This window comes from Streptomyces sp. GbtcB7 (genome assembly GCF_019091445.1).
Taxonomy (GTDB): Bacteria; Actinomycetota; Actinomycetes; order Streptomycetales; family Streptomycetaceae; genus Streptomyces; species Streptomyces mirabilis.
Window position 1 is genome coordinate 260,373 of sequence record NZ_JAGXJM010000009.1, and the last position, 26,028, is coordinate 286,400.

Annotated in this window: 23 protein-coding genes; 10 read left to right on the forward strand and 13 right to left on the reverse strand. The window is 72.5% G+C overall.

Annotated elements, in window-relative coordinates; all coding sequences use genetic code 11:
• Positions 1-35: 35 nt before the first annotated feature.
• The gene (locus KVT44_RS17525; protein ID WP_217567718.1) at positions 36-2,585 is read right to left on the reverse strand and encodes a beta-L-arabinofuranosidase domain-containing protein; all 2,550 of its coding nucleotides are present in this window, start codon (positions 2,583-2,585) and stop codon (positions 36-38) included.
• Positions 2,586-2,831: 246 nt separating this feature from the next.
• Here KVT44_RS17525 and KVT44_RS17530 point away from each other — a divergent pair, with 246 nt between their 5' ends.
• Positions 2,832-3,323, forward strand: a complete 492-nt coding sequence (locus KVT44_RS17530) for a hypothetical protein (protein ID WP_099919316.1) — start codon at positions 2,832-2,834, stop codon at positions 3,321-3,323.
• A 409-nt stretch (positions 3,324-3,732) separates the two neighbouring features.
• On the opposite strand, the gene KVT44_RS17535 is transcribed toward KVT44_RS17530, so the two are convergent.
• From KVT44_RS17535 to egtA, 5 genes are all read right to left on the reverse strand, one after another.
• Positions 3,733-3,948, reverse strand: coding sequence for a dodecin (locus KVT44_RS17535; RefSeq protein ID WP_054231621.1), 216 nt, complete (start codon positions 3,946-3,948; stop codon positions 3,733-3,735).
• Between the two features lie 177 nt (positions 3,949-4,125).
• Complete coding sequence (gene egtD, locus KVT44_RS17540; RefSeq protein WP_217567719.1) at positions 4,126-5,088, reverse strand: L-histidine N(alpha)-methyltransferase; 963 nt, start codon at positions 5,086-5,088, stop codon at positions 4,126-4,128.
• Entirely contained in the window at positions 5,085-5,894 is an 810-nt protein-coding gene (gene egtC, locus KVT44_RS17545; protein ID WP_060895516.1) for an ergothioneine biosynthesis protein EgtC, read from the reverse strand. The genes egtD and egtC overlap by 4 nt, the downstream gene beginning before the upstream one ends.
• Complete coding sequence (gene egtB / locus KVT44_RS17550) at positions 5,894-7,216, reverse strand: ergothioneine biosynthesis protein EgtB (RefSeq protein WP_217567720.1); 1,323 nt, start codon at positions 7,214-7,216, stop codon at positions 5,894-5,896. Before egtB ends, egtC begins: the two co-directional genes overlap by 1 nt.
• Positions 7,213-8,583, reverse strand: a complete 1,371-nt coding sequence (gene egtA, locus KVT44_RS17555) for an ergothioneine biosynthesis glutamate--cysteine ligase EgtA (protein ID WP_190168444.1) — start codon at positions 8,581-8,583, stop codon at positions 7,213-7,215. The genes egtB and egtA overlap by 4 nt, the downstream gene beginning before the upstream one ends.
• A gap of 278 nt (positions 8,584-8,861) precedes the next feature.
• Between egtA and KVT44_RS17560 the strand changes: the two genes are divergently transcribed.
• Positions 8,862-9,761, forward strand: a complete 900-nt coding sequence (locus tag KVT44_RS17560) for a TIGR02452 family protein (RefSeq protein ID WP_217567721.1) — start codon at positions 8,862-8,864, stop codon at positions 9,759-9,761.
• Here the strand turns inward: KVT44_RS17560 and KVT44_RS17565 are convergent.
• Both KVT44_RS17565 and KVT44_RS17570 read right to left on the reverse strand, forming a co-directional pair.
• Positions 9,715-10,170, reverse strand: a complete 456-nt coding sequence (locus tag KVT44_RS17565) for a type II toxin-antitoxin system PemK/MazF family toxin (RefSeq protein WP_095851156.1) — start codon at positions 10,168-10,170, stop codon at positions 9,715-9,717. The two genes, KVT44_RS17560 and KVT44_RS17565, sit on opposite strands and share 47 nt — an antisense overlap.
• 59 nt (positions 10,171-10,229) lie before the next feature.
• Positions 10,230-11,183 (reverse strand): LysR family transcriptional regulator, encoded by a 954-nt coding sequence (locus KVT44_RS17570; RefSeq protein WP_217567722.1) that lies wholly within the window; start codon positions 11,181-11,183, stop codon positions 10,230-10,232.
• Positions 11,184-11,383: 200 nt separating this feature from the next.
• Here KVT44_RS17570 and KVT44_RS17575 point away from each other — a divergent pair, with 200 nt between their 5' ends.
• The gene (locus KVT44_RS17575; RefSeq protein ID WP_217567723.1) at positions 11,384-11,899 is read left to right on the forward strand and encodes an SRPBCC domain-containing protein; all 516 of its coding nucleotides are present in this window, start codon (positions 11,384-11,386) and stop codon (positions 11,897-11,899) included.
• A gap of 117 nt (positions 11,900-12,016) precedes the next feature.
• Here KVT44_RS17575 and KVT44_RS17580 read toward each other — a convergent pair whose 3' ends face one another.
• The 3 genes from KVT44_RS17580 to KVT44_RS17590 all read right to left on the reverse strand — a co-directional run bounded on the left by KVT44_RS17580 (position 12,017) and on the right by KVT44_RS17590 (position 15,414).
• The gene (locus tag KVT44_RS17580) at positions 12,017-13,522 is read right to left on the reverse strand and encodes a flotillin family protein (protein WP_099919309.1); all 1,506 of its coding nucleotides are present in this window, start codon (positions 13,520-13,522) and stop codon (positions 12,017-12,019) included.
• A gap of 145 nt (positions 13,523-13,667) precedes the next feature.
• The gene (locus KVT44_RS17585) at positions 13,668-13,886 is read right to left on the reverse strand and encodes a hypothetical protein (protein ID WP_060900915.1); all 219 of its coding nucleotides are present in this window, start codon (positions 13,884-13,886) and stop codon (positions 13,668-13,670) included.
• Positions 13,887-13,989: 103 nt separating this feature from the next.
• Positions 13,990-15,414, reverse strand: coding sequence for an amidase (locus tag KVT44_RS17590; protein ID WP_099919308.1), 1,425 nt, complete (start codon positions 15,412-15,414; stop codon positions 13,990-13,992).
• Positions 15,415-15,584: 170 nt separating this feature from the next.
• Here KVT44_RS17590 and KVT44_RS17595 point away from each other — a divergent pair, with 170 nt between their 5' ends.
• From KVT44_RS17595 to KVT44_RS17605, 3 genes are all read left to right on the forward strand, one after another.
• Positions 15,585-16,619, forward strand: coding sequence for a LacI family DNA-binding transcriptional regulator (locus tag KVT44_RS17595; protein ID WP_217567724.1), 1,035 nt, complete (start codon positions 15,585-15,587; stop codon positions 16,617-16,619).
• Positions 16,620-16,697: 78 nt separating this feature from the next.
• Complete coding sequence (locus tag KVT44_RS17600) at positions 16,698-17,876, forward strand: 4-hydroxybenzoate 3-monooxygenase (protein ID WP_217567725.1); 1,179 nt, start codon at positions 16,698-16,700, stop codon at positions 17,874-17,876.
• 37 nt (positions 17,877-17,913) lie between these two features.
• Positions 17,914-19,350 (forward strand): aldehyde dehydrogenase family protein, encoded by a 1,437-nt coding sequence (locus KVT44_RS17605; protein WP_217567757.1) that lies wholly within the window; start codon positions 17,914-17,916, stop codon positions 19,348-19,350.
• Positions 19,351-19,418: 68 nt separating this feature from the next.
• On the opposite strand, the gene trxA is transcribed toward KVT44_RS17605, so the two are convergent.
• On the reverse strand, positions 19,419-19,805 hold the full coding sequence (gene trxA, locus KVT44_RS17610) for a thioredoxin (protein WP_054231635.1): 387 nt from the start codon (positions 19,803-19,805) through the stop codon (positions 19,419-19,421).
• A gap of 135 nt (positions 19,806-19,940) precedes the next feature.
• On the opposite strand from trxA, the gene KVT44_RS17615 reads away from it, so the two are divergent.
• Positions 19,941-21,374, forward strand: a complete 1,434-nt coding sequence (locus KVT44_RS17615; protein ID WP_217567726.1) for an NAD(P)/FAD-dependent oxidoreductase — start codon at positions 19,941-19,943, stop codon at positions 21,372-21,374.
• Positions 21,375-22,084: 710 nt separating this feature from the next.
• Here KVT44_RS17615 and KVT44_RS17620 read toward each other — a convergent pair.
• Positions 22,085-22,741 (reverse strand): peptide deformylase, encoded by a 657-nt coding sequence (locus KVT44_RS17620; RefSeq protein WP_217567727.1) that lies wholly within the window; start codon positions 22,739-22,741, stop codon positions 22,085-22,087.
• 297 nt (positions 22,742-23,038) lie between these two features.
• Here KVT44_RS17620 and KVT44_RS17625 point away from each other — a divergent pair, with 297 nt between their 5' ends.
• The 3 genes from KVT44_RS17625 to KVT44_RS17635 are packed head-to-tail and all read left to right on the forward strand — an operon-like array spanning position 23,039 to position 25,901.
• A complete protein-coding gene (locus tag KVT44_RS17625; protein ID WP_217567728.1) occupies positions 23,039-24,445 on the forward strand; it encodes a PepSY domain-containing protein in 1,407 nt (468 codons plus the stop codon).
• 31 nt (positions 24,446-24,476) lie between these two features.
• Entirely contained in the window at positions 24,477-24,944 is a 468-nt protein-coding gene (locus KVT44_RS17630; protein WP_217567729.1) for a BlaI/MecI/CopY family transcriptional regulator, read from the forward strand.
• A gap of 6 nt (positions 24,945-24,950) precedes the next feature.
• A complete protein-coding gene (locus KVT44_RS17635; protein ID WP_217567730.1) occupies positions 24,951-25,901 on the forward strand; it encodes a M56 family metallopeptidase in 951 nt (316 codons plus the stop codon).
• Positions 25,902-26,028: the final 127 nt, after the last annotated feature.

Consider the following 26,028-nt stretch of genomic DNA (forward strand, 5'->3'; position numbering starts at 1 on the left):
CCACCCGTCCTGCGCACACGTCGAGGTGGCGTCGCCTAGGCCTGGGCCAGGGCGGCGACTTCCTCGGCCGTGAGGGTCTTGCCGTACACACGGAAGTCGTCGACCGCACCCCTCAAGAAGGGGTCGGCGTACTGCGACCTGCCGAGGTACCCGGCACGGATGTGATTGCCGAAGTAGCGCGGATCCACCGTGACCTGGGTGTTCCGTCCGACCTCCTGTCCGTCCACGTAGAGGACGGCGGTCCCGCCGCCGTACGTCACCGCCACATGCACCCAGCGGTCGGTGGGCAGAGGCGCGGCGTCGATGCGTTGCTCGGCGCCCGCGCCCGCGGCGGTGATGGCGTAGCGGAGGGTGCCGTCGCCGCTGAGCGGGGTGAGGAACATGTTGGCCGTGACGCCGGTGCCGAGGTCGAACACCCGGCTCCAGACGCCGGGTTGGCCGTCCAGCCGCACCCAGGTGGCCAGCGTGTAGAGGGCGGCGCCCGCGAGGAGGTCGTCGGCCAGGCGTACGTATCCGTCCGTGCCGTCGAGCGCCACCGCGCCACCGTCGGCGGCGGCCGCCGTCCAGGCGGCACCGCCGACGAGCTGGGCCGCCTTCCCGTTCCCGGTGGCGTCGGCGGCCGTGCTCCCGGAGGTCTCGTCGAAACGGTGCCAGGCGGCGAACTCCGGTGGCGGGGGCGGCGGTTCACCGGTCTGCCAGTACACGGAGTAGTGCTGGTGGTGCACCCGGGAGATCGGCATCAGTGAGACGTCCTCGCCGTCGGCGCGGGCGGTGAACCGCAGTGGCTCCTGCGACTCCTGCCGCACGGATCCGGTGTCCAGGCGCGGCAGCCACGGCGTCGCCCGGTCCCCGTACGCCCCTGCCAGGACCACAGGGCCGTGCAGTACCGCCTGTACGTCGGGGTCGTCGGGCGTGGGCTCGATGACCGTGCGCATGGGCAGCGACACCTCGACCCGGTCCCCGGCTCGCCACTCCCGGTCGAGGGTCAGCCGGCTGCCGGGCTCCGGACGGTCGGGCAGGGCGCGGCCGTTGAGTGTCGCGCGGGCGTCCGCGGCCCAGGACGGGATGCGGACGAGCAGCTGGTGCGCGGCCCGTCCGGCGGTGACGGTCAGCACGGTCGACGACCGGTCGGGGAAGGAGGTGGTCTGCCGCCAAGTGATATTCCTGTCACGCCAGTTGACCTGCGACGGGATGAACAGGTTCACCAGCAGCCGGTGCCGGTCGTGCGAGTAGACCGTGTCGGCGAACTTCGCCTGTGTCTCCATGCCGGTGCCGTGGTCGCAGGAGAAGTTGTCGTAGTCGGTCGAGTAGGCGTCCGGGTCGGTGCCCATGAAGGACGGCTGCTGCTTGAAGGCGCCGGGGCCCAGACCCGTGTAGTAGATGTTGAAGCCGTGCGCCGAGTCCGGGTCCTGCTCACCGAGCATCTGGTTGAACAGGGTGCGCTCGTAGTAGTCGAGCAGATCGGTGCGCCGGGGTGTGCGGAAGTGCAGCAGCCGGGTCAGCTTCAGCATGTTGTAGCTGTTGCAGTTCTCGCAGGTGTTGTTGGACAACTGGCCCGCGATGGCGTCCGGTTCGTGAAAACCCTCGCCGTTGCTGTTCCCGCCGATCACGTAGGTGTGGTGGTCGGTGACGATCTGCCAGAAGTTCTCGGCGATCGTGCGGTAGCGGTCGGGCAGACCCTCCTCCCACAGGCGCAGGGCGCCGACCATCTTGGGGATCTGGGTGTTGGCGTGCAGCCCCGCGAGCTTGTCCTCGTTCCTGGCCAGCGGGTCGAAGACGCGGGCGTGCGTGAAGCGTTCGGCGACGGCGAGCCACTTGGCGTCGCCGGTGAGGGCGTGCAGATCGGCGAACACGTCGTTCATGCCGCCGAACTCCGTCTCCAGCACCCGCTGCATCTGCTCGTACGACAACGGCTCGGTGCGCCGGTCGACCCACTCGGCCTGGCGCAGCACGACGTCGAGGGCCTGACCGCTGCCGGTCAGCCGGTGCTGCTCGACCAGCCCGGCCATGATCTTGTGGATCGTGTAGTACGGCGCCCATACGCCGGTCCCGGCTTCGAGGCGGTCGAAGAAGCTCTCGGGGAACGCGGACAGATAGCCCGCGCCGAAGCCCGCGGAGGGGGAGGCGGCCTGGCACTCGGCGAGCGCCGCGACGAGCCGGTGGCCCTTGTCGCGCAGGGCCCGCTCCCCGGTGTTGGCGTAGGCGAGGGCGAGCCCGGAGAGCAGATGGCCGGTCGAATGGCCGCGCAACTCGACGCTCGGGCCCTCCCAGCCACCGCACGGCTGGGCGCTGCTGGGCAGGCCGACGTTCCTACGGAAGGTGTGGAGCAGCCGGTCGATGTCCACGAAGCGCAGATAGGCGGAGTTGCGCTGCTGGTTGGCCCGGAAGGCGCTGTCGAGGAGGGTCACCGAGCCGAGGGGGAACGGCTGGACGGGTGTGGCGGCGTCGTGGGCGACCGGGGCGCCCGAGGTGTTGGCCCCGGTCGAGGCGTGGGCCGTGCCGCCGTCGGCCGTGGCCAGGGTCATGGCGGCCGTGGACGTGCCGGTGACGGCGAGGAAGTGACGTCTGTCGAGTGGGGGGTTCACGAAGACCTCCGCATGCCGAAGAACCGGGCGGCGGCGTCCCTTCACCGCCCTGCTCTCGTTCGAAATACCGAATGTTGTGCGACATGCTGTGCAACATGCAGTGCGAGGCATCACGGTAAGGGCTTGCTGGGTGATGTGAATAGTGCTTGTGGTGAAGGAAGTTGGCGCGAGAGGGCCGCGGGTTCACAGGGGCGGCCGGCGGCTGTGGTGTGCCGGGTGTCGGCGGCGCTGTTTAGGGTGGTCCGCGTGACGGAGAAGACCAGCAGACCACTCGCCGTGTTCGACCTCGACGGCACGCTCGCGGACAGCGCGCACCGGCAGCGGTTCCTGGAGCGCAAGCCGCGGGACTGGGACGCGTTCTTCGCGGCCGCGCCGCAGGATCCGCCGCTCGCGGAGGGGGTGGCCCTGGCGTTGCGCAGCACGGAGGAGTGCGAGGTGGTCTATCTGACCGGCCGTCCCGAGCGCTGCCGCCGCGACACCGTCGAGTGGCTGGCCGCGCAGGGGTTGCCCGCAGGGCGCGTCTGGATGCGACGCAACGACGACCGCAGGCCCGCCCGTCACACCAAACTGGACGTCCTGCGCCGGCTCGCGCGCGACCGCGAGATCCACGTCCTGGTCGACGACGACGAACTCGTCTGCGACGAGGCGGAACGGGCCGGCTTCAGGGTCGTCCGAGCCCGCTGGGCCACGGCGTCCGCGGCACTGAAGGACGCACAGGAGCGGGAGGGACGGACCTAGGGGTCCGTCGGGGGAGTTGAGGGGGCGCTCAGGAGTTGCCCCACGGTGGGCGGGCCGGGCCCGGTCCTCCTCCTCGGAGAGGAGAGGGAGCGGTTGACACGGCTCGGCGAAGCCGAGGGCTCCCGGTCCGGGCCGCGCACGGCTTGGCCGACTACTCCGGCCGAGGCTTCGGCGTGCGGTGGCGCCGCCGTTGGGGGGCATCGAATGCCGGCCAGGTTCGGCCCGTCCGGTGACGCAGACTGGTCGGCCCGAGACACCGCTTCCCCAACGGGCCGCCCTGCCCAGGCCCTGTCGTCACATTCCCGTCTGCCCCGCGACGCCAATGTGACGACAGGACCCAGGGCCCCGCTTTCGAGGGGCCCTGGGTGAGGTGGCCACGGGCCTCCCGGACTTCAGAAGGCTCCGGGGCTCAGGCGCCGTCCTCCAGGCGGAAGCCGACCTTCAGGCCGACCTGGTAGTGCTCGACCTCCCCGTCCACGATCTGCCCCCTGACCTGGGTGATCTCGAACCAGTCCAGGTTGCGCAGGGTCTGCGAGGCCCGGGAGATCCCGTTGCGGATGGCCTGGTCGACGCCCTCGTGGGAGGTGCCGACGATCTCGGTGACCCGATACGTGTGGTCGGACATGCGGGTGCTCCTCTCCGCCGTGGCGGGTGCGCCACGCGTCACTCCACGGTGCCTCACGGAGCGGCGGTGCGCGAGATGTCGGGGCACCGTGGGTGAACCCAGGGCCTGTCGACCTGATCCGAACGACAGGCCCTCACCCGGGTGGCCCGCCGTCGAGGTCGGCCACCCGGGCCGGTGTCAGCGGACCACGCTCAGCGACAGGGCGAAACGGCCCTCCCGATCCGTCCACCAGTGGGCCAGGTCGAGCCCGGCGGTGGCGAGTTCGCGACGTACCCCCTCCTCGCGGAACTTCGCCGAGATCTCGGTGCGCAGTTCCTCGCCGTCGGCGAATTCGACCGCGAGGTCGAGCGCGGGGATCTTCACCGTCTGGTCGGTCAGCGACCGCAGCCGCATCTCGATCCACTCGTGCTCGTCGTCCCAGAGGGCGACATGGGCGAACGCGTCGGGGTCGAAATCGGCGCCGAGCTCGCGGTTGACGACGTGCAGCACGTTCTTGTTGAACTCCGCCGTCACCCCCGCCGCGTCGTCGTACGCGGCGACCAGCACCGACTCGTCCTTGACGAGGTCCGTACCGAGCAGCAGCGTGTCGCCGGGGGAGAGGAGCGCCCGTACGGACGCCAGGAACGTCGCCCGCTCGGCGGGCAGCAGATTGCCGATGGTGCCGCCGAGGAACGCCACCAGTCGCGGCCCCGGCGTTCCCGGCAGCGCGAGGCCGCCCGTGAAGTCGGCGATCAACGCGTGCACGCCGAGCCCCGGATGCTCGGCGATCAGCCCCTGCCCGGCCTGGGTGAGGGCACTCTCGCTGACGTCGACCGGCACGTACGTGTGCAGCCCCGGCAGCGCGTCGAGCAGATGGCGGGTCTTCTCGGACGAACCGGACCCCAGCTCGACGAGGGTGCGCGCACCGGTCGTCGCGGCGATCTCGGGGGCCCGGGCGATGAGGATCTCGCGCTCCGCCCGGGTGGGGTAGTACTCGGGCAGCTCGGTGATCTGGTCGAACAGCTCGCTGCCGTGGGCGTCGTAGAACCACTTCGGCGGCAGCGTCTTGGGGGTGTGGGTGAGGCCGTGCAGGACGTCGGCGCGCAGCGCGGCGTCCGTGGCGTCCTCGGGCAGGGTGCGGGTGAGAAGGAACGGGCTCACGTGCTGGGCTCCTTGGTGCGTGCGGATGCCAAGGGGTCGTGCGCGCCTTCCTGCGCGTGCGGGTCCTTGAGCGGGGTGAGCAGGACGTCGGTGCGGCTCGCCGCGAGCAGCGTGCGGTCCGGCACCTCCTGCCAGTGGGGGTCGTCGTCGTACGGCTCGGACGCCACGACGGTGCGGCGGCCGGGCTCGGCGAGGTACCAGAGGGTGTCGCCCCAGGCCGTCGCGGTGATCGTGTCGCCGTTCGTGAGAAGTAGGTTCAGCCGGGACCCGGGGGCCGCCTCGGCGACCTCCAGGACGGTGTCGGCCAGCGCCTGGCCCTCGTTGTCACCGGCGCGCAGCCGGTGCAGGAGCAGCGCCCAGACGAGCGCGGAGTCGCAGCGGGCCTCCAGGGACAGCAGTTCGGCCGGGGGCAGGCTTGTCACCAGCGGGGCGAGGGAGCCCGGCCAGCCCCGTACGGCGCCGTTGTGGCTGAACAGCCAGCGGTCCGCGGCGAACGGCGCCGCCGCGGCCTCCCCGTCCGCTCCCGCCACGGTGGCGTCCCGTACGGCGCCGAGCAGCGCCGTGCTCCTGACGACCCGGGCCAGATCCGCGAACGACTGGTCGCCCCAGATCGGCCCGGGGCGCCGGTACCGCGCGGGCACCGGATCCCCTTCGGCGTACCAACCCACCCCGAAACCATCGGCGTTGACCGTCCCGTGCCGCTGCCGGCGCGGCGCCCACGACTGCCGGAACAGACTGTGCGGCGGTTCCACGAGGAGTCGCCCGAGCGGCTCCGGCGGTCCCAGGTAGGCCAGGTGACGGCACATCAGGCGGTCCCGTCGCGGGCCGTGCGGAACCCGGAGAAGATCTGCCGCCGGATCGGATAGTCCCAGTTGCGGAACGTCCCCCGGCAGGCCACCTGGTCCACGGCGAACGAACCGCCGCGCAGCACCTTGTACTCCGGACCGAAGAACACCTCCGAGTACTCCTTGTACGGGAACGCCGCGAACCCGGGATAGGGGTGCAGGTCGCTCGACGTCCATTCCCACACGTCACCGATCAACTGCCGTACGCCGAGCGGTGACGCCCCCGCCGGATAGCTGCCCGCCGGGGCCGGACGCAGATGGCGTTGGCCGAGGTTGGCGTGCTCGGAGGTGGGGTCGGCGTCGCCCCACGGGTAGCGCGTGGAGCGGTCGGCCGCCGGGTCGTGGCGGGCCGCCTTCTCCCACTCGGCCTCGGTGGGCAGCCGACGCCCCGCCCAGCGGGCGTACGCGTCGGCCTCGTACCAGCTGACGTGCAGCACGGGTTCGTCGGGCGGTACGACCTCGGTGACGCCGAAGTGACGCCGCAGCCACTGTCCGCCCTCGCGGCGCCAGAACAGCGGCGCCTCGATGCCGTGCGAGCGGACGTGGGACCAGCCCTCCGGGCTCCACCAGCGTTCGGTGTCGTAGCCGCCGTCCTCGATGAAGGCCTGGTAGGCGGCGTTCGTCACCGGAGTGGTGTCGATGAAGTAGGGCGGGACCTCGCGTCGGTGGGCGGGGCGCTCGTTGTCCAGGGCCCACGGTTCGGTGGACGTGCCCATCGTGAACGGGCCGCCGGGGACCAGGACTTCGGCGGGTCCCGTGAACGGCGGCGCGGGAGCGGGGTCCGGCGCCGTGAGGGCGGCGGGCCCCTGGCGGAGCTGATGGGTGATCAGCATAGTCTCGTCGTGCTGCTGTTCATGCTGAGCGATCATCCCGAACGCGAAGCCGGCCTCGGTCAGCGGCGTGCCCCGGAACGCGGTGCTCTCCAGGACGTCCAGCGCCCGTCCGCGTACCTCGGCGGCGTACTGACGGGCCTCGGCGGGCGGCAGCAGCGGCAACGAGGGCCGCTCGGCCCGCGGATGCTCGAACGCGTCGTACAGCCCGTCTATCTCGGGCCGCATCGCGTCCCGCCCGGCGACCGCGCGCAGCAGCCACAGCTCCTCCTGGTTGCCGATGTGTGCCAGGTCCCAGACCAGAGGGGACATCAACGGCGAGTGCTGCGCGGTCAGTTCGGGCTCCTCCACGCAGGAGGTCAGGAGCGCCGTGCGGTCGCGGGCCGTGGTCAGCGCGTCGAGCGCGCGCTCCCGGAGCGACTCCGGGTCCGTGGGTGATGCGGGGGCGGTCATGTGCGGATGTCCTTCCCGTCGAGCTGACCGTGGGACCGGCCGTGGTGACCATCGGCCTGCTCATGGCCCTGATCGTCATCGGCCTGATCATGGGTCTGACCATGGAATCGGCTGTGGAAGCGGCTCAGCAGATCGTCGGCGGGGCAGCGGCCCCGGGCCACATAGCGGTCCGTGAACTCCGCGACGGCCTCCCGCACCTCGGCGGTGGCGCCCAGGCGCGGCAACGCCTCGGCGGCGGCCGCGAAACAGGTGACGGCGGCCTCACGCAACTCGGGGTCGGTCAGGCCGTACCGCGCGGCGTCGTTCCACAGCGGGTTGTGCGGAGCGGGCCGTGCCTCGGCGCGTTCCGCGAGGGGTTTGACGGTCCGGTAGGCGACCTCCGCGGCCTCCGGGTCGTCGAACAGCGCCGCCGTCACCGCCAGCGGCACGATCCACCCGTCGTCGCCGGGCTGCGCGTCGATCATGCGCAGTTCCAGATGTCCGCGCGGGCGGACCGGCGGGAACAGCGTCGTCAGGTGGTAGTCGAGATCCGCCCGGTCGGGCGGTGTCTCGGACCTGGTCCACGCCCGGAAGGTCAGGCCCTCCGGTACCTCCCAGGGGCCGTCCGGCGCCCGGACGCACATCACCGGCGCGTCCAGGACGCGCCGGGCCCAGGCGGCGCGCGGATCGCCGCCCAGCGGGGGCGCGGCGGACCGTCCCGGGTCCATGGCCGCCCACAGGGACTGCCGCGTGGAGCGCCAGCCCGTGTACCGGCCACTGGCCACCGGTGAGTGCGCGAACGCGGCCACCAGGACCGCGCCCAGCTGGTGCGCCAGCCACCAGCGGCGCCCGTGCCCCAGGGGGCCGGGCTCCTCGTACCCGGCGTCCAGGCACACCTGGACGGAGGCGGAGGAGCACATCATGGCCCGCCCCTCCGGGCCCGCCCGGTCGAGGTACCGCTCCATGGCGTCGTAGCGCGGCTCATGGAGAAAGCGGCTCGGGGGGTTCCAGGGATCGTGGCCGTACCCGCTGAGGCCGAGATCCGCCTCGCGCAGTACCGCGCGTACCGCTTCGAGGTCGGCCGAGACGGACCCGATGCACTCCATCAGGGAGGCGGCGGGAAGGGAGCTCAGCTCCAGCTGTCCGCCGGGTTCGACGGTGAGCGCCGAACGCAGGGGCAGGGTCCGCAGTGCGGCGTACGCCGCTTGGAGTCGTTCGGGTGATGCCGGGAGCTGCGGCTGCCGCAGCTCGTGGACGAGCCATTCCACTTCGACACCGAGGGTACGAGGCGGTCCGGTCTTGAAGCAGATGCCTCGGACCAGCGCCTCCACCTCGGCCTCGGTGACGGCGGAGCGGCGCTCCGTACAGTCACTCACCGAATCGGACATGTCGGGATCCTCCTGAGATTCCACCATGCCGCCGGCCCGACGTCTGTGGTGCCGGACCGGCATCGCTCGTCCCACCCAAGACCCTCTTGGCGGTTCGCACAAGGGTGCAAATCGTCGCTCGCGGGTTCCGGAGGCGCTGTTTGCCGGGCCGCGAGACGCTGTTTACGAGGCTGGGAAATTCCGTTGCGCCGTAGGACCAGCATCGCTCACGATGCGTTCATGGGCACGACGGGGGAGATCGCGAGGGGCGTCCTCGTGGCGCGTACGGGGGTCGCGCCATGAGTGCGCGCCTGCGCGCGCTCGCGCAGCAGACGCAGGAGATCGTCGCGGCGGGCGGCTACCGCGCGTCCGACGGACGCGCGGTGTCGATCGCCGCGGCCGTCGAGGCCGCGGAGGCGGGAACGCGCATGTACGGCCCCGGACCGGTCGGGGCACCGGCCGCCGGCCCCGCGAGCGCACCGCGCGAGAGCACGCTGTTCGAGGTGACGGGCGAGAGCAGTCTGGAGGCCGCCCGACGGCTCGTGCGCGAGGACGCGGGGCGCCCGGCCGACCCGGTGGCCGTACTGAACTTCGCCTCGGCGCGCAACCCGGGCGGCGGCTTCCTGAACGGCGCGCAGGCCCAGGAGGAGGCCCTGTGCCGGGCCTCCGCGCTGTACACGTGCCTGCTGCGGGCCCGGGAGTTCTACGACCACCACCGCGCCCACCGGGATCCGTTCTACACGGACCGTGTCATCCACTCACCCGCCGTGCCCGTCTTCCGCGACGACCGCGGAGGTCTGCTCGACGAGCCGTACACGGCCGGATTCCTGACCGCCGCGGCCCCCAACGCCGGAGTCGTCCTGCGCACGGCCCCGGAGCGCGCGCCCGAACTGGGACCCGCCCTGGCCGTACGCGCCGAGCGCGTCCTGGAGACCGCCGCGGCCCACGGCTACCGCCGGCTGGTGCTGGGCGCGTGGGGCTGCGGCGTCTTCCGGAACGATCCGGCGCAGGTGGCGGGCGCGTTCCACGACTTGCTGGTCGGGGGCCGCTTCGAGGGTGCTTTCGACCATGTCGTGTTCGGGGTCCTGGACCGCACGAGGGATCAGGCGACGCGAGGCTCCTTCGAGCAGGCGTTCGCCCACGTACGAGCCCTCAACGCCAGCCGTACCGCTCCTGCAAGCGGCGCACGACCGAATTGAACCGCATCCGATCCAGCGCACAGGCCTCCCGGCGCATCCCGTCCTCGTGCAGCCGCAGCACCCGGTCCACATCCACCCACGAGTCCCGCCCCGACCGGTCCCACGGCCCGCTCCCGATCGGCACCCACTCCCGGTCCCCGTCGTGGCGCTTGCTCGACAACTGGACGGCGAGCAGTGTGCCGGCGTCCTCGCGGGCGACGACGAGCACCGGACGGTCCTTGCCCCGCCCGTCGTTCTCCTCGAACGGCACCCATGTCCAGACGATCTCGCCGGGATCGGGGTCGCCGTCGTGCGCGGGCGCGTACTCCGTCCGCACCCGCCCCACCTCGCGGGGTTCGGCCTCGGTGGTCGCGGAAGGGCCGTAACGGCCGGGAACGTCTTCGGCGGTGTCATCGGTAAAGGCAGTCACGCGGCTCACGTTAGAGCCTGCCCTGTCCAACCCGCCGAGCGGGTGGCCGAGATGGCGGACTACCAGGTCCGGGCCGCGTGTTGGAGGCGGTCGCGGACCCGTACGACGTCCGGGTTGGCGTCGGCGCCGGGGCGCTGGACGAGGAAGAGGGTGTTGAGGGGCGGTTCGACCGGCTCGTGGAGCAACGCGAGGCGTCCGTCGGCGAGGTGCTCCTCGCACAGGGAGCGGGGCAGCACGCTGTAGCCGGCGCCCGCGGTGACCGCGGAGACGACGGCGTACAGGTTGGGCACGGTGACCGCGGCCCGGGCCGAGAGCTGTTTGCCGAAGACATTGCGCCAGTACCGGCGCACGATGGGCAGATCCTCGGCGTAGGTGACCAGGGGAACATCCCGGACCGCGGTGCAGATGTCCTCGGCCGACGGGTGCTCCTCGACGTGCCGCGCCCAGCTCGGAGCGGCGACCAGGAGGTATTCCTCGTCCGCCAGCGGCAGTGCCGCGAGGCGCCCGCGCGGACGCCTGGTCGCGATCAGCAGATCGTGGTGGCCCGCGCGCAGCTCGTCCATGAGGGGTTCGGGCAACCCCTGTGTGACGCGCAGCTGTACGCCCTCGGCGACGAGCGGCGCGAGCGCGGGCAGCACCCGGGTGCACAACAACTCCGAAGGCCCGGCGAGATGCACCGGCGCGGCCTGTCCGCCGAGTACGTCGCCGCGGCCTTCGAGGGCGGCGAGCGCGTCGAGAGGGCCCACCACCTGGTCGGCCAGGTCGTGGGCGAGGGGCGTGGGTTCCACGCCGCGCGGGAGGCGCGTGAACAGCTCGCGTCCGGTCTGCTGCTCCAGGGTGCGGATCTGGGCGGTCACGGTCGGCTGGGAGAGGCCGAGCAGCGGGGCGGCGCCGGTGAACGAGCCGGAGCGGTAGACGGCGAGGAAGGTTCGCAGCAGGTTCAGATCGACATGCGGCGTGATCCTTTCCCGGCCGGAGAGGGACACGGTCTCCTCGGGAGTCGCGTTCTTCATGCCGACCAGCCTAACCCCGGCTCCCATCGGAATGCCGATGGAATGGATCGGCTCTCCTATTGGCCATCGAATGGTGACCGAGCCTAACGTCGGAACGTCGCCACCCCCGCGACGTCCGTCCGGCACCCGCGCCGAACACCCCCCGGCCCCCCGAACACCCCCCCGAACAACCCTCGTCGTACATCCTGAAGGGACCTGCCATGACCACCCAGAACGCGATCACCTGGCCCGAGCGCTACCTGCCGGGCACCGGGGACAACTTCGTCTCCAACGAGGTCGTCGTGGCGGGCCTGAGCGCCGCCGACGTCTGGCGCCACCTCGTCGACACCTCGCGGTGGGAGTCGTACTACGACAACGTCGCCGACATCGGCTTTCCCCAGGGCGGTGGCCCCGTGCTGACGAACGGCATCCACTTCGGCTTCGGCACCTTCGGCTTCCCGCCGCTGGACGCGCACGTCGTGGAGTTCCAGGCGCCCGCCGAAGACACCCCGGGCCGTCTGTCCTGGACGGCGAAGCAGGACGGCACGCCCGAGGAGCGGCTCGACGTCCTGCACGCCTGGCTCGTGGAGGACCTGCCCGGCGACCGGGTCCGCGTCCTCACCCAGGAGACCCAGATCGGTCGGCCCGCCGCCGCGCTGGCCACCGAGCGGCCGAATCCGATGCTCAACGGCCACCAGGCCTGGCTCGACGGCCTGATCGGCGCCGCGGCCGAGTAGGCAGGTAGGCCGAGCAGTCGGGGCGGAGGGTCGAACCGCCCGCGCAGAGCGGGCGACGAGGGACTGGAACACCCTCGTCGCCCCGCCGGGGTCAGTCCCCGGCGTTCTCCTTCGGCGTCACTGCTTGCCGTCCCCCTCCACCGGCACCTTCTCCGTGCGCGGCGGCACGGTCCCGTTGAGCCCGGCGGCGCCGTTGCTCCCCGTACCGTTGCCGGCCGTCCCGTCCTGGTTCATCGACGAGAGCAGCTGACGGGCGAGACCGAGGCCCGTGCCGCCCATGGTGAGCGCCTTGGCGAACAGGTCCGACATACCGTCGGCGCCGTTGAGCAGCACCATGTGGTCGACGTTCCCGAACGCGCTGGCGCCCGCCTGGACGATCTCCGGCCAGTTCTCGGCGAGCTGCTGGGCGACCACCGCCTCCTGGTTCTCGGCGAGGGCCGCGGCCCGCGCCTTGATGGTCTCCGCCTCCGCGAGACCCTGCGCCCGGGTCGCCTCGGCCGCCGCGAGACCCTTGGCCTGAGCCGCTGCGGCCTCGGCCTCACCCGTGGCCCTGGTCGCCGTCGCGGCGGCCGCACCCCGGGCCTTCGTCGCCTCGGCCTCCGCGTTGGCGGCCGTCTTGACCCGGTTCGCCTCCGCCGCGGCCGCGAGCTCGGTCTCCTTGGCCTTGGCCTCAGCCGCCGAGATACGCGCGTCACGCTCGGCCTCGGCGCGGGCCCGCGTCTCGTACGCCTGGGCGTCCGCCGGCTTGCGGACGTCCGCCTGGAGCTGCTGCTCACGACGCAGGGCGTCGAGCTCGGCGATCCGGGTCTCCTGCACGACGACGTCCTGCCGGGCCGCGGCGTCCGCGAGCGGTCCGGCCTGCCGCGCCTTCGCCGCCGCCTTGTCGCGCTCGGCCTGGTAGCCGGCCTGGAGGATCTCGCTGTCCCGGGTCGCCTCCGACATCCGGGCCGCGGCCTTCTGTTCGGCCTCGGTGGCCAGACGATTCGCCTCCGCCTGCGCGATGCGCGCGTCCCGCTGTACGGCGGCGGCGTGCGGCATCGCGAGGTTCTTGATGTACCCGGTCGGGTCCTCGATCTCGTGGATCTGCAGCGAGTCGACGATCAGACCGAGCTTCTCCATCTCCGTACCGCACGCGGCCCGGGTCTGGCCGGTCAGCTTCTCCCGGTCGCGGATCATGTCCTCGACGGTCAACCCGCCGACGATCGAGCGCAGATGACCGGCGAACACGTTGTGCACCCGCTCCGACATCATCTTCTGCTGGTCGAGGAAGCGACGTCCCGCGTTGGCGATCGACACGAAGTCGTCGCCCACCTTGAAGATGACCACGCCCCGCACCTTCAGCGGAATGCCCTGGGTGGTCACGCAGTCCACGTGCAGCTCGGTCTCGTTGAGGTCGAGCGAGATCTTCCGTACCGCTTGCACACCCGGCAGCACCAGCGTGCCGCGCCCCGTCACGATGCGGAATCCCATGCCCTCTTCAAGGCCTTCGGTCCGATGCTTCGAACCGGAGATGATCAGTGCTTCGTTGGGCTCCGCGACACGCCACATGAGCTTGAAGACCACAACGATGAAGATCAGTGCGAGGACAACCGCCCCCGCCACGACGCCGACAACCATCGGCATACGCCCCCTTTGGATGGTGCCCTATCGGCACCGAACGAAGGGAGTGTGCTCCTGTGCAAGACCGGGGTACAGACGCTGACGGATCCTTGTTGCAATCTTGACGCACACCGCTCTCACCTGGGGCGGAGCGTGCACAGACGAGCCGTCAACTGTCGTACGCGGCCGATACGTACACCGTGCGCGGCGGCAGGTACTCGACCACCATCACCACCGTGCCGCGCTCGATCCGCTCCTTCGAGGCTGCCGGGTACGCGAGGAAATGCTCGGCGCCGCCGCGGACCCGGACGATCACCTCACCGACGAGCCCGGGTCCGACCGTGCCGGTCACCCGCCCCATCAACCCGACCATCGACGCATCGTCCATGGGCCCAGCGTACGGCCGGAATCCCCTGGTCAGTGCCTTCGCGGCGAACTCGCTCACCGGCACGCGCCCGGAACGCGCCCACCGGCACGTGCGGTCAACTCGTCTACACCGCGGGGGAGTCCGCGGGCGCCCCGTGCGGCGGCCAGTGTTCGTGCCAGCGCTGGTCGGCCTCCAACTGGGCGGCCAGGGAGACGAGCAGCGGTTCGCTGTTCGCCGGACCGAGGAGCTGGGCGCCGACCGGCAGGCCGCCGTCGACGAACCCCGCGGGGACGTTCACCCCCGGCCAGCCCAGGATGTTCCACGGCCAGGCGTAGGGGCAGGCGGCGATCATGGCCCGGTCGGTGCCGAAGCCGTTCAGGTTCATCATCGAGCCGATGCGCGGCGGGGGAGCGGCCGTCGTCGGCGCGAGCAGGACGTCGTACGTGTCGAAGAGTGCGCCGATCCGCCGGTGCAGGGTCGCCTCGGCGCGCCGGGCCACGCGCAGGGGCGCGCCGTCGAGCAGTCGGCCGAGCCGGGCCGCGCCCAGGGTCCGCCGGTCGAGGAGGTGCGGGTGCGGCAGGTCGCGCACCCGCTCGGCGATCCCGGCCGTCGCGCGCGGAATGAAGGTGAGCCCGATCTGCCCGTACCGCGGCTCGGCCTCCTCCACCGTGTGGCCGAGCGCCGCGAGCCGCTCCGCGAGCGCGACCACCCGCGCCCGTACGACGGGGTCCAGGCGCGCGGGCAGCGCCGTGAACGGCGGCTTCAGCGACAGCGCGATCCGCAGCCGGCCCGGCTCGCGGCCCGCCGCCTCGGACACCCGCAGCGCCGGCGGGCGGTGCAGATCGCCGTCGTGGTTGCCGCTCGCCGCGTCCAGGAGCAGGGCCGCGTCCGCGACCGTACGGGCGAGGGTGCCGTTGACCGTGATGCCCTGGAAGGACTCCGCGCGCGGCCAGGTCGAGATCCGGCCGCGCTGCGGCTTGATGCCGATGAGGTGGGTCCAGGAGGCCGGGATGCGGACCGAGCCCGCGCCGTCCGAGCCCAGCGCCGCCGGGACGAGGCCCGCCGCGACCGCCGCCGCCGAGCCGCCGGACGAGCCGCCCGGGGTGTGCTCGGCGTGCCAGGGGTTGCGGGTGGCGCCGAAGGCGGGCCCCTCGGTGAACGGCCACTGGCCGAGCTCACAGGTGTTGGTCTTGCCGATGACGATCGCGCCGGCCGCGCGCAGCCGCCGTACCGCCTCCCCGTCCTCGGCCTCGGGCGGGAACACACCCCGGCAGCCGAACGCGGTCGGCTCGCCCGCCACGTCCATGTCGTCCTTCACCGCCACCGGCACCCCGAGCAGCGGCCTGCGCACTCCGGCGGCGAGTTCCCTGTCCGCCGCGTCGGCCTCGGCGAGCGCCGCTTCGGCGCGCACTACCCGGAAGGCGTTCAGGGAGTGCTGCGTCGCCTCGATACGGGTCAGCGCCCGCTCGACCAGCTCGCGTGCGCTCACCTCCCCGTGGGCGAGGGCGCGCGCACACTCCGCCAGACCTGCGGCACGGTCGTGAGTCATACGTGACCACCTCCGGAGCACGTCGTCTACCGCACGGTAACCGCACCACGGGCCATCCCGCACGAGATGCGGAAGTTCCCTCACGGAAGCGGGTGTTCCGGCATGACGGGCCCACGAGGTTCCCCCGGCGCGAAGGAACGCCCGGGGTTTCTGCAAGGATGCGAGACGTCATGGTGCAGATACCGAAGCAGCCCGTCCCGCCGACGCCCGCACAACGACCCGTGCCGACGAGTGCCGATGTGGCACGCCTGGCGGGCGTCTCCCGGGCCACCGTCTCGTACGTACTGAACAACACCAGCGCCGTCCGGATCAGCGAGGCCACCCGCCGCCGCGTCCACGAGGCGGCCAAGGAACTCGGGTACGTTCCGCACGCCGCCGCCCGCTCCCTGCGCGCCGGACACAGCCGTATGGTCCTGATGCCCACGCCGAGCGTGCCCGTGGGACCGCTCTACAGCCAGTTCCTCAACGAACTTCAGTGGGCGCTGGGCCGTCTGGATTACACGGTCGTGCAGTACGGCAGTGTCGGCCTGCACGGCGACGAGGCCGCCCGCGCCTGGGCGGAGCTGCGACCGGTCGCCGTGCTGGTGCCCGGCAGCGACCTCGGCCCGCAGGGCGTGGCCGTCCTCAAGCGCTCCGGCGCCCGGGCCGTCGTCACGCTCGGCCCCGAGCGCGTCGAGGGCGCCCACGCGCTGCTCATGGACCACGACAAGGTCGGTCACAGCGCGGGCGTCCACCTGCTGGCCCGCGGCCGCCGCCGGATCGGCGTCGTGGTGCCCGAGGAACCCGGCCTGGAGATCTTCTCCAAGTCCCGGCTCGACGGCGTACGCCGGTCCCTGGCCGGCACCGACGCCACGGCGACCGCGCTGCCACTCGCGTACGAGGAGGGAGCCGCCGCCCGGCTGGCGGCGCGCTGGCGCTCGCTCGGCCTGGACGCCGTGTTCGCCTACAACGACGAGTACGCCATGCTGCTGATGCGCGCCCTCCAGGAGGAGGGCGTCGGCATCCCGGACGAGACGGCCGTCATCGGCGCCGACGACCTCATGCTCGGGCGACTGCTGCGGCCCCGCCTCAGCACCGTCCACATCGAACTGCCGTCCGGGCGCGACCTCGCGGAACTGGTCGACCGGGTGGTGCGCGAACCGGGCGCGGCGCCCGAGAGCCACGAGGTACTGGGCGCGCGGGTGGTGCACCGCGACTCGACCTGAGAGAGGCTGTAGCTGGTCCCCGGCCGCATCCGACCCGCTCGGACCGGATGCGGCCCGATCAGGTACGGGAGGCGCGCCATGCGGACCACGGTCGGCATCATCGGCGGCGGCCCCGCCGGGCTCCTGCTGGCCCGGCTGCTGCACCGCGAGGGCATCGACTGCGCCGTGCTGGAGAGCAGGTCGCGCGCCCACGTCGAGCACCGCCAGCGCGCCGGGATGCTGGAGCAGGGCACGGTCGACGCCCTGCGCGCGTGCGGAGCCGCCGACCGGCTGGACGCCGAGGGCCTGATCCACCACGGCATCGAGCTGCGCTTCGACCGCGAGCGCCACCACATCGACTTTCCCGCCCTCACCGGTGGCCGTACCGTCACGATCTATGCCCAGACGGAGATCGTGAGGGACCTGATCGCCCTCCAACTCGCCGCCGGGCCACCGCTGTTGTTCGAGGCCGAGGCCCTCGCGGTCGAGCGCCCGGAGAGCGACGCGCCGGTCGTGCGCTTTGTGCACGAGGGCCGTGAACAGGCCCTGAGCTGTGCCTACGTGGTGGGCTGCGACGGGTACCACGGCATCTCCCGGAACGCCTTCCCCGCCGACCGGAGCCGCACCTACGCGCACGACTACCCGTACTCCTGGCTCGGGATCCTCGCCGATGTGCCGGCCTCGGGCCAGGAGTTGATCTACGCGCGCGGTGTCGGCGGCTTCGCTCTGCACAGCATGCGCTCGCCGACCGTGTCCCGGCTGTACTTACAGGTCCCGAACGGTACCGACGTCGCCGACTGGCCCGACGAGCGCATCTGGGACGAACTCGCCGCGCGCTTCGCGGTCGACGGCGACTGGCGCCTGGGACGCGGCCCCGTCACCTCCAAGTCGGTCACGCCGATGCGGAGTTACGTCCACGAGCCGATGAGCCACGGCCGGCTCTTCCTCGCGGGGGACGCCGCGCACATCGTGCCGCCGACCGGGGCCAAGGGTCTCAACCTCGCCGTCTCCGACGTACGGGTGCTGGCCCGCGGACTCATCGAGTCGCATCGCACGGGATCGACCCAACTCCTCGACCGCTACTCGGACTTGTGTCTCGAGCGGGTATGGCAGGCCATCCGCTTCTCGTACGACATGACTAGGATGTTGCACGCTCAACCAAATGGGGATGTCTTCGACCACCGGATCCAGCTCGCCCGGCTGCGCCGGATCACGGCATCCCGCCACGCGGCCGCCGAACTGGCCGCGAACTACACGGGACTGCCGCTGGGACCGTGAGTCCCGGTGGTGAACAGTGAACGATCGGAGAGCCGACATGCCGCTGCTCGACCCCAAGACCTGGCAGTCCCGCACCCTGGCGGGCGGTGAGTACGCCGTCACCGAACCCGCCACCGGCGAGACGCTGGCCACGGTCACGCTCGCCGCCGCCGAGGACGTCGCCACGGCCGCGCGGGACGCCCGTGCCGCCCAGGCGGAGTGGGCGAAGGCACCGCACTTCGTGCGTGCCGCCGTACTGCGCAGGGCCGGCGACCTGTTCGCCGCGCACGCCGACGAACTGCGCGAATGGATCGTGCGCGAGTCCGGCTCGATCCCGGGCAAGGCCGACTTCGAACTGCACGTCGCGGCCCAGGAGTGCTACGAGGCCGCCGCTCTCGCCTCCCGCCCCAGCGGCCAGGTCCTCCCCTCCGAGGCGCCGCGCCTGTCCTACACCCGACGCGTCCCGGTCGGTGTGGTGGGCGTGATCTCGCCCTTCAACGCCCCGCTGATCCTCTCGATCCGCTCGGTGGCCCCGGCGCTCGCGCTCGGCAACGCCGTCGTCCTGAAGCCGGACCCGCGCACCGCCGTCTGCGGCGGTCTCGCGCTCGCCGCCGTCTTCGCCGAGGCAGGGCTCCCGGAGGGCCTGCTGCAGGTTCTGCCCGGCGGTCCGGAGGCGGGCCAGGCGCTGGTCGCCGACCCGAACGTACCGGTGATCTCCTTCACCGGCTCGACCGCCGCCGGACGCGCGGTGGGCGAGGCGGCGGGCCGCCTCCTCAAGCGCGCCCACCTGGAGTTGGGTGGCAACTCGGCGCTGATCGTCCTGGAGGACGCCGACATCGACGCGGTGATCTCCACGGCCGCGTGGGGCTCGTTCTTCCACCAGGGCCAGATCTGCATGACGACGGGCCGACACCTCGTCCACGCCTCCCTCTACGAGGAGTACGTCGAGCGGCTCGCCGCCAAGGCCGACTCGCTCGCCGTCGGCGACCCGCACCGTGAGCAGGTGCACCTCGGGCCCATCATCGACAGCGCCCAACTCGCCAAGATCCAGGGGCTGGTGGAGTCCAGCACGGCGCGCGGCGCGAAGCTCGCGGCCGGCGGCACGCACGAGAGGCTCTTCTACCGTCCGACGGTCCTCGCGGGAGTCGACGACGCGACGCCCGCGTACGCCGAGGAGGTCTTCGGCCCGGTGGCGCCCGTACGGTCGTTCGCGGACGCCGACGAGGCCGCGGCCCTCGCCGCCGCCGGACCCTACGGCCTCGCACTGGGCATCGTCACCCGGGACACCGCGCGCGGCCTGGACCTGGCCGAGCGCATCCCGACCGGGATCGCCCACATCAACGACCAGACCGTCAACGACGAGGCCGTGGCTCCCTTCGGCGGGATCGCCGCCTCCGGCACCGGCGCCCGCTTCGGCGGTGAGGCCAACCTGGAGGCCTTCACCGACGTGCGCTGGACGACGGTGCGCGGAGATGTGGCGCCGTACCCGTTCTGACGGAAGGGTGGTGCGGGGCTTGCTCGCCCGCGGCCCGGTGGACCTGTTCGCCCTGCGGCCCGGTGGACCTACTCGCCCTGCGGAGCCTGCTTGGCCTGCTGCTCCGCGATGGACTTGCGGACCTCGTCCATGTCCAGCTTCCGGGCCTGTCCGATGACGTCCGTCAGGGCGGCCTCGGGCAGTGCCCCGGGCTGGGCGAAGATCGCGACTTGGTCGCGGACGATCATCAGCGTCGGGATCGACTGGATGTCGAAGGCGGCGGCCAGCTCGGGCTGCGCCTCCGTGTCGACCTTCGCGAACACCAGGTCCGGGTTGGCCTCCGCGGCCTTCTCGTAGACCGGGGCGAACTGACGGCACGGCCCGCACCAGGAGGCCCAGAAGTCGATCAGGACGAACTCGTTGTCCGTGACCGTCTGGTCGAAGTTCTCCTTGGTCAGCTCCATCGTGCTGCTCATGGCGTGACTACCTCTTCCTGATGTCGGGCCTCGGGCCTCGGGGCGAAGCCGGTGTGCACAACGCCACCCCTGGGCGGCGTATTCCGCGCACGTACCCGTGTGGCCTCCGAGCACACCAACAACCAGACTGGGCCCATGACGGAAACGGAATCCATCGCGTACGACGTCGTGGTGCTCGGGGCCGGGCCCGTGGGGGAGAACGTCGCCGACCGCGCCCGCGCGGCCGGCCTCTCCACCGCGGTCGTGGAGAGCGAACTGGTCGGCGGCGAGTGCTCGTACTGGGCCTGCATGCCCAGCAAGGCTCTCCTGCGCCCGGTCATCGCCCGCGCCGACGCCCGCCACGTGCCCGGCCTCAGCCAGGCGGTGCAGGGCCCCCTCGACGTCCCCGCGGTCCTCGCCCACCGCGACTACTACACCTCCCAATGGAAGGACGACGGACAGGTCGGCTGGCTGGACGGCATCGGCGCCGACCTGTATCGCGGACACGGGCGCCTCGCCGGGCCGCGCAAGGTGACCGTCGACGGGCCCGACGGCGAGCGGCAGGTGCTCACGGCCCGGCACGCGGTCGCCGTCTGCACCGGCACCCGCGCCCTGCTCCCCGACCTGCCGGGGCTCGACCAGGTCCGGCCCTGGACCAGCCGTGAGGCCACCAGCGCGCACGAGGTGCCGGCCCGGCTCATCGTGGTGGGGGGCGGTGTCGTCGCCGTCGAGATGGCCACGGCCTGGCAGGCGTTCGGCTCCCAGGTCACCGTCCTCGTCCGCGGCAAGGGACTGCTGCCCCGCATGGAACCCTTCGCCGGTGAGCTGGTCGCCGAGTCGCTGAAGGAGGCAGGCGCGGACGTCCGCACCGGCACCTCGGTGACCGCGGTGACGCGCGAGGGCTCGACCGTGGTGGCCCTCACCGACACCGGCGACCGCATCGAGGCCGACGAGATCCTCTTCGCCACCGGGCGTGTGCCCCGCACCGACGACCTCGGGCTCGACACGATCGGCCTCGAGCCGGGCTCCTGGCTCGACGTCGACGACAGCCTGCGGGTCACCGGAAGTAGCTGGCTGTACGCGGTTGGTGATGTGAACCACCGCGCGCTCCTCACCCACCAGGGCAAGTACCAGGCCCGGATCGCGGGCTCCGCCATCGCCGCCCGTGCCGCCGGGGTGCCCCTCCTGGAGACCGATCCCTGGGGCGCGCACTCGGCGACCGCCGACCACGGGGCCGTCCCCCAGGTCGTCTTCACCGACCCGGAGGCCGCGGCCGTCGGCCTGTCCCTCGCCGAGGCCGAGCGCGCGGGCCTGCGCGTCCGCGCCGTCGACGTCGACATGTCCTCCGTGGCGGGCGCGGGGCTGTACGCGGACGGCTACCGTGGCAAGGCCCGCATGGTCGTCGACGTCAACCGCGAGATCCTGGTGGGCCTCACCCTGGTCGGCCCCGGCGTGGGCGAACTGATCCACTCGGCGACCATCGCCATCGCCGGCGAGGTCCCGATCAGCCGCCTGTGGCACGCGGTCCCGTCGTACCCGACGGTGAGCGAGGTGTGGCTGCGGCTGCTGGAGATGTACCGGGACGCGTAGCCGACGCCGGTCGTTTTCGGGTACGTCCGCTGGAGATCGAGGGGCCAGGACCGGCCGCTCGGACGCTGGTGGCCTGAGCGCCGAGGGCGCGGGTTCGGCCCTTCGGAACTGGACGGCCGGGTTCACCCGTTCGGCGTCCGCTGCTCGGGTCCCGGTGGCCTTGGGGTTCGGCCGTCCGGGATCGACGGGCTGGGCCTTGTCGTTGGGTGGCGGGGGTTTGGCGGGGTCTGGGTCCCCGGCGGGTTCGGGTTCGGCCGGCTCGGATCGACCGGCAGGGGCCGGTCGTTCGGGCGTCGACGGCTTTCCCCCGGGGGGTCTCGGATCCGGGGAATTGATGGGCCGTCGGCGGTCGTCTGGACTTCGGTGGGTCCGGGCCGGGCCGTCCGAGGCGGCGCGGCCGAGCCCGACGGGTCCGGCGGTTCGGGCTCAGCGTCGGTTGGGACCGTGGCTTTCCGGGGCCGCCCGCCCCCGGCCCCGTCGGCGGGTTCAGCCGGGTCCGGCTGCTGGTCCTACCGGCGGGTTCAGCCGGGCGCGGCCCCTGGTCCTGCCGGCTGGTTGAGCCGGGTCCGGCCCCCGGCGCCGGGCCCGGAGGGCGTCCCGTTCTCAGCCGGCTCGGTCGTGACCGGACCGCCGGGCCGCCCGCATGGCGCGGCATCGCGTCGCCCTCGCTGCCGCACAGCCGTCGCCGGAGGCGCCCGCGGCGCGCACCCTCAGTCGGGCAGGGCGAAGCCCAGTGCGGCGGCGGCCTCCGCAGGCGTCGGCTGCGTCCAGCGCTCCGCCATCGCCTGGTTGGAAGACAGCGAGCGCAACTCGGCACGGTCGAGGTAGAGCATGCCGTCCAGGTGATCCGTCTCGTGCTGGACGATCCGCGCGGGCCACCCCGTGAACACCTCGTCGATCGCCCGGCCCCGCTCGTCCAGAGCCGTCAGCCGCACCTCGGCGTGCCGGGCCACCACGGCCTGCCACCCCGGCACGCTCAGACACCCCTCGAAGAACACGGCCCGGCCCGCGCCCACCCCCTCGTACGACGGATTCACCAGCGCGCGGAACGGCTGCGGCACCCGCCCGCGCACCACCCGCACCTCCTCGGAGACCGGCGCCGGATCCTCGATGACCGCGATCCGCAGGGGCACGCCGACCTGGGGTGCCGCGAGGCCGACGCCCGGCGCCGCGTGCATGGTGGCGCGCAGGGCGGCGACGAAGCGGGTCAGGAGCCCCGGGTCGAGCTGGCCGGCGAAGGGCTCGGCGGGGCGGCGCAGCACCGGGTCCCCGGCGGCGACGATGGGCAACGGGCCTTCATGGTCGAGGAGTTCCTCGACCAGCTCGCTCAGGGGGCGGGAGGCGCTGGGGTCACGTTCGGATGCCATCGCGCCAGGATGCCAAGACCCATCGCGCCAAGCGAGGCGGCGCCAGGGGCGGCTGCCGGGTCCCCACGCGCCTGTATGTGTGACTCAGACCACATGGAGCCCCGGGAACTCCACGCCACTGCGCCCCGACTTCTGGACCACCACGGACCACTCCGGGCCGAGAGTCCAACTCCCCGGCCCACGACCCGAGTCCATCCCTGTCCAGTCCCCGTCCCCGCCCGCGTATCCGTCCCTGCCCCGTCCCTGTCCCCGCTTCTGTCCGCATTCCCCTCACCGTCCGACCGGAGAAGCCCGCCCATGTCCACCGCTCCCACGACCACGACGGACGAGTCCCCCAAACCCGTCGCCCCGGCCCCCACCAGAAAGGCACCGCTGCGCCCCCTGATCCTGCGCCTGCACTTCTACGCGGGAATACTCGTCGCCCCGTTCCTGCTGGTCGCGGCCCTGACCGGCTTCCTGTACGCCGCCTCGTACCAGGCCGAGAAGATCGTGTACGCGCATGAGCTGACCGTCCCGGTCGGCGACGAGAAGCTGCCGCTGTCCGAGCAGGTGGCCGCCGCCCGCAAGGCCCACCCGCAGGGCGTGGTCTCCGCCGTACGACCGTCGCCGGAGGCGGACGCGACGACCAGGGTGCTGCTCTCCGGCGTCCCCGGCGTCGGCGAGGGCCACACGCTCGCGGTGTTCGTCGACCCGTACACCGCGAAGGTGCGCGGATCGCTGGAGCAGTACGGCTCCACCGGCGCGCTCCCGCTGCGCACCTGGATCGACGAGCTCCACCGTGACCTGCACCTCGGCGAGAACGGCCGGCTCTACAGCGAACTCGCCGCGAGCTGGCTGTGGGTCATCGCGGCCGGCGGGCTGGTGCTGTGGTTCGGCCGGCGCCGAGCCCAGCGCAAGGTGCGGGGCACGTCCGGGCGCCGTCGCACCCTCGGGCTGCACGGCACCGTCGGTGTGTGGGCGGCGGCCGGGTTCTTCTTCCTGTCGGCGACCGGACTCACATGGTCGACCTACGCCGGCGCCAACATCGACGAACTCAGGACCTCGCTCGGCCAGGCGACCCCCTCGGTGTCCGCGTCGGTGGCGGCCGGCGGCGAGCACGCGGGCCACACCGGCACGGGGTCCGGCGGCACCACGGCCTCGACCACGCCCCAGGATCTCGACAAGATCCTCGCGGCCGCCCGCGCCGAGGGTCTCGGCGACCCCGTCGAGATCGTCGTACCCGCCGACGCCTCCACCGCGTACGTGGTCAAGCAGGTCCAGCGCAGCTGGCCCGAGAAGCAGGACTCCGTCGCCGTGGACCCGACGACGGGCACGGTCACCGACGAACTCCGCTTCGCCGACTACCCGCTGCTCGCCAAACTGACGCGCTGGGGCATCGACGCCCACAGCGGCGTCCTCTTCGGCCTCGTCAACCAGATCGCCCTGATGGCCCTCGCGCTCTGCCTGGTCCTGCTGATCGTGTGGGGCTACCGCATGTGGTGGCAGCGCGGCCGTGCCTCCGCGTTCGGCCGCCCCATCCCGCGCGGCGCCTGGCAGCAGGTCCCGCCGCAGATCCTCGTCCCGCTCATGGCGGCCGTCGCCGTGCTCGGCTACTTCGTCCCGCTGCTCGGCATCCCGCTCGCGGTGTTCGTCGCCGTGGACGTCGTCCTCGGCGAGATCGCGTACCGCCGTGGCAAGCGCACCCAGGGAGGCCAGGTAGCGTGATCGGGTAGGGGAACGCCGGAGGGAGACGGACATGGCGCAGCGCGACCGCGAGGACCCGCACCGGCCTTCCAGGCGCCGCGGGCAGGGCGAGTTGGAGAGCCAGGTGCTCGGTGCGCTGCGCGAGGCGGAGGCCCCGGTGACCGCCGCCTGGGTGCAGGAGCGGCTCGGCGGCGACCTCGCCTACACCACCGTCGTCACCATCCTGACCCGGCTGCTCGCCAAGGACGCGGTGGCCCGCGAACGACGCGGACGCTCCTTCGTGTGGCGGCCCACCGCCGACGTCGCGGGCCTGGCCGCCCTCAAGATGCGCCGGCTTCTCGACGGCGAGAGCGACCGCGAGGCCGTCCTCGCCAGCTTCGTCACCGCGCTGCCGCCGGACGACGAACAGGTCCTGCGCGCGCTCCTGGAGACGGCCCACGCGACGGGCGAGGCCGAGGCGACGGGCGGGGCCGATGTCGTGGGTGGGGCCGACGGGGTGCCCGACGATACGGAAGACTGACGTCTCATGGGGGTCTTCGTCTTTCTGCCGCTCGTCCTGCCATTCAGTGCCTGGCCGGTGGCACGCCTCGCCGAACTGCATCTGCATCCGCGTACGGCCACCTGGCTGCTGACGGCGGTCGCCACCGTCATGGCCCTGTGCAGCACACTCTGCCTGGCCCTGCTGATGGTCGTCGGGACCGCGCAGTTGCCCGGCAACCCCCTCCCGGACGGCTGGTCCGACGCGGAGGTCCGTGCGGCCGTCCCGCACGACGAGATCGCGGGCAAGGCGGCGATCCCGGCCCTGGTCCTGGTCCTCGCGGTCTGCGCGCGCACCCTGTGGCGCCACCGCCGGGTCGCCCAGCGCGCGCGGCGGGCGCTCGCCGCGCTGCCCAGCCGTTCCGTGGTCGTACTGCCCGAGGAGAAACCGTACGCCTACGCTCTCCCCGGCGGACGCCGCGACCGCGTGGTGGTCACCACGGCCCTGCTGCGCGGCCTCACCTCGCCCGAGCGCCGTGCCCTGTTCGCGCACGAGCGGGCCCACCTGACGGCCGCTCACCACCGCCACCTGCTCGCCGTACGACTCGCGGCGCGCGCCAATCCGTTCCTGCGGCCGCTGCGTACGACCGTCGTCTACACCACGGAGCGGTGGGCGGACGAGGACGCGGCCCGGTCGGTCGGCAACCGCACGGTGGTGGCGCGGGCGATCGGCAAGGCGGCCCTGCTGTCGGGCGGGGGCCCGGTGCCGGCGTTCGCCACGTTCACCGGCTTCGCCGGATTCGCGTCCGCGGGTCCTGTGCCGCGCCGGGTCGCCGCCCTGCTGCGCCCCGCGCCGACGGCCCGCAGCTGGCCGTCCGTGTTCACGTCCGTGGGGCTGGCAGCCTGGGGCGCCGCGGTCGGCACGCTCGTCTCCGCGATGTCGTCGGCGAACTCGGCCGTGACGATGGTCGTGATCCTGCACGCGGCCACGCCGCTGTAGCTCCGCCGCCAGGTCTCGGGGTTCCTACAGTTGTGTAGAAAGAACATCGGTGGCTGGGAACTCGTTTGCGAACAGAATCGTTTCCCAGGAACAGACCGACTCCAGAGGAGCGCTTCCTTGTCCGCCA

Coding starts and splice junctions, on each gene's coding strand:
- trxA (WP_054231635.1), bottom strand. CDS start 19,805: ATGAGCAGCACGATGGAGCTGACCAAGGAGAACTTCGACCAGACGGTC.
- KVT44_RS17580 (WP_099919309.1), bottom strand. CDS start 13,522: ATGCCGATGGTTGTCGGCGTCGTGGCGGGGGCGGTTGTCCTCGCACTG.
- KVT44_RS17560 (WP_217567721.1), top strand. CDS start 8,862: ATGAGTGCGCGCCTGCGCGCGCTCGCGCAGCAGACGCAGGAGATCGTC.
- KVT44_RS17585 (WP_060900915.1), bottom strand. CDS start 13,886: ATGGACGATGCGTCGATGGTCGGGTTGATGGGGCGGGTGACCGGCACG.
- egtB (WP_217567720.1), bottom strand. CDS start 7,216: ATGACCGCCCCCGCATCACCCACGGACCCGGAGTCGCTCCGGGAGCGC.
- egtC (WP_060895516.1), bottom strand. CDS start 5,894: ATGTGCCGTCACCTGGCCTACCTGGGACCGCCGGAGCCGCTCGGGCGA.
- KVT44_RS17575 (WP_217567723.1), top strand. CDS start 11,384: ATGACCACCCAGAACGCGATCACCTGGCCCGAGCGCTACCTGCCGGGC.
- KVT44_RS17620 (WP_217567727.1), bottom strand. CDS start 22,741: ATGGCATCCGAACGTGACCCCAGCGCCTCCCGCCCCCTGAGCGAGCTG.
- KVT44_RS17590 (WP_099919308.1), bottom strand. CDS start 15,414: ATGACTCACGACCGTGCCGCAGGTCTGGCGGAGTGTGCGCGCGCCCTC.
- KVT44_RS17630 (WP_217567729.1), top strand. CDS start 24,477: ATGGCGCAGCGCGACCGCGAGGACCCGCACCGGCCTTCCAGGCGCCGC.
- KVT44_RS17615 (WP_217567726.1), top strand. CDS start 19,941: ATGACGGAAACGGAATCCATCGCGTACGACGTCGTGGTGCTCGGGGCC.
- KVT44_RS17605 (WP_217567757.1), top strand. CDS start 17,914: ATGCCGCTGCTCGACCCCAAGACCTGGCAGTCCCGCACCCTGGCGGGC.
- KVT44_RS17595 (WP_217567724.1), top strand. CDS start 15,585: ATGGTGCAGATACCGAAGCAGCCCGTCCCGCCGACGCCCGCACAACGA.
- KVT44_RS17570 (WP_217567722.1), bottom strand. CDS start 11,183: ATGAAGAACGCGACTCCCGAGGAGACCGTGTCCCTCTCCGGCCGGGAA.
- KVT44_RS17600 (WP_217567725.1), top strand. CDS start 16,698: ATGCGGACCACGGTCGGCATCATCGGCGGCGGCCCCGCCGGGCTCCTG.
- KVT44_RS17635 (WP_217567730.1), top strand. CDS start 24,951: ATGGGGGTCTTCGTCTTTCTGCCGCTCGTCCTGCCATTCAGTGCCTGG.
- KVT44_RS17535 (WP_054231621.1), bottom strand. CDS start 3,948: ATGTCCGACCACACGTATCGGGTCACCGAGATCGTCGGCACCTCCCAC.
- KVT44_RS17625 (WP_217567728.1), top strand. CDS start 23,039: ATGTCCACCGCTCCCACGACCACGACGGACGAGTCCCCCAAACCCGTC.
- egtA (WP_190168444.1), bottom strand. CDS start 8,583: ATGTCCGATTCGGTGAGTGACTGTACGGAGCGCCGCTCCGCCGTCACC.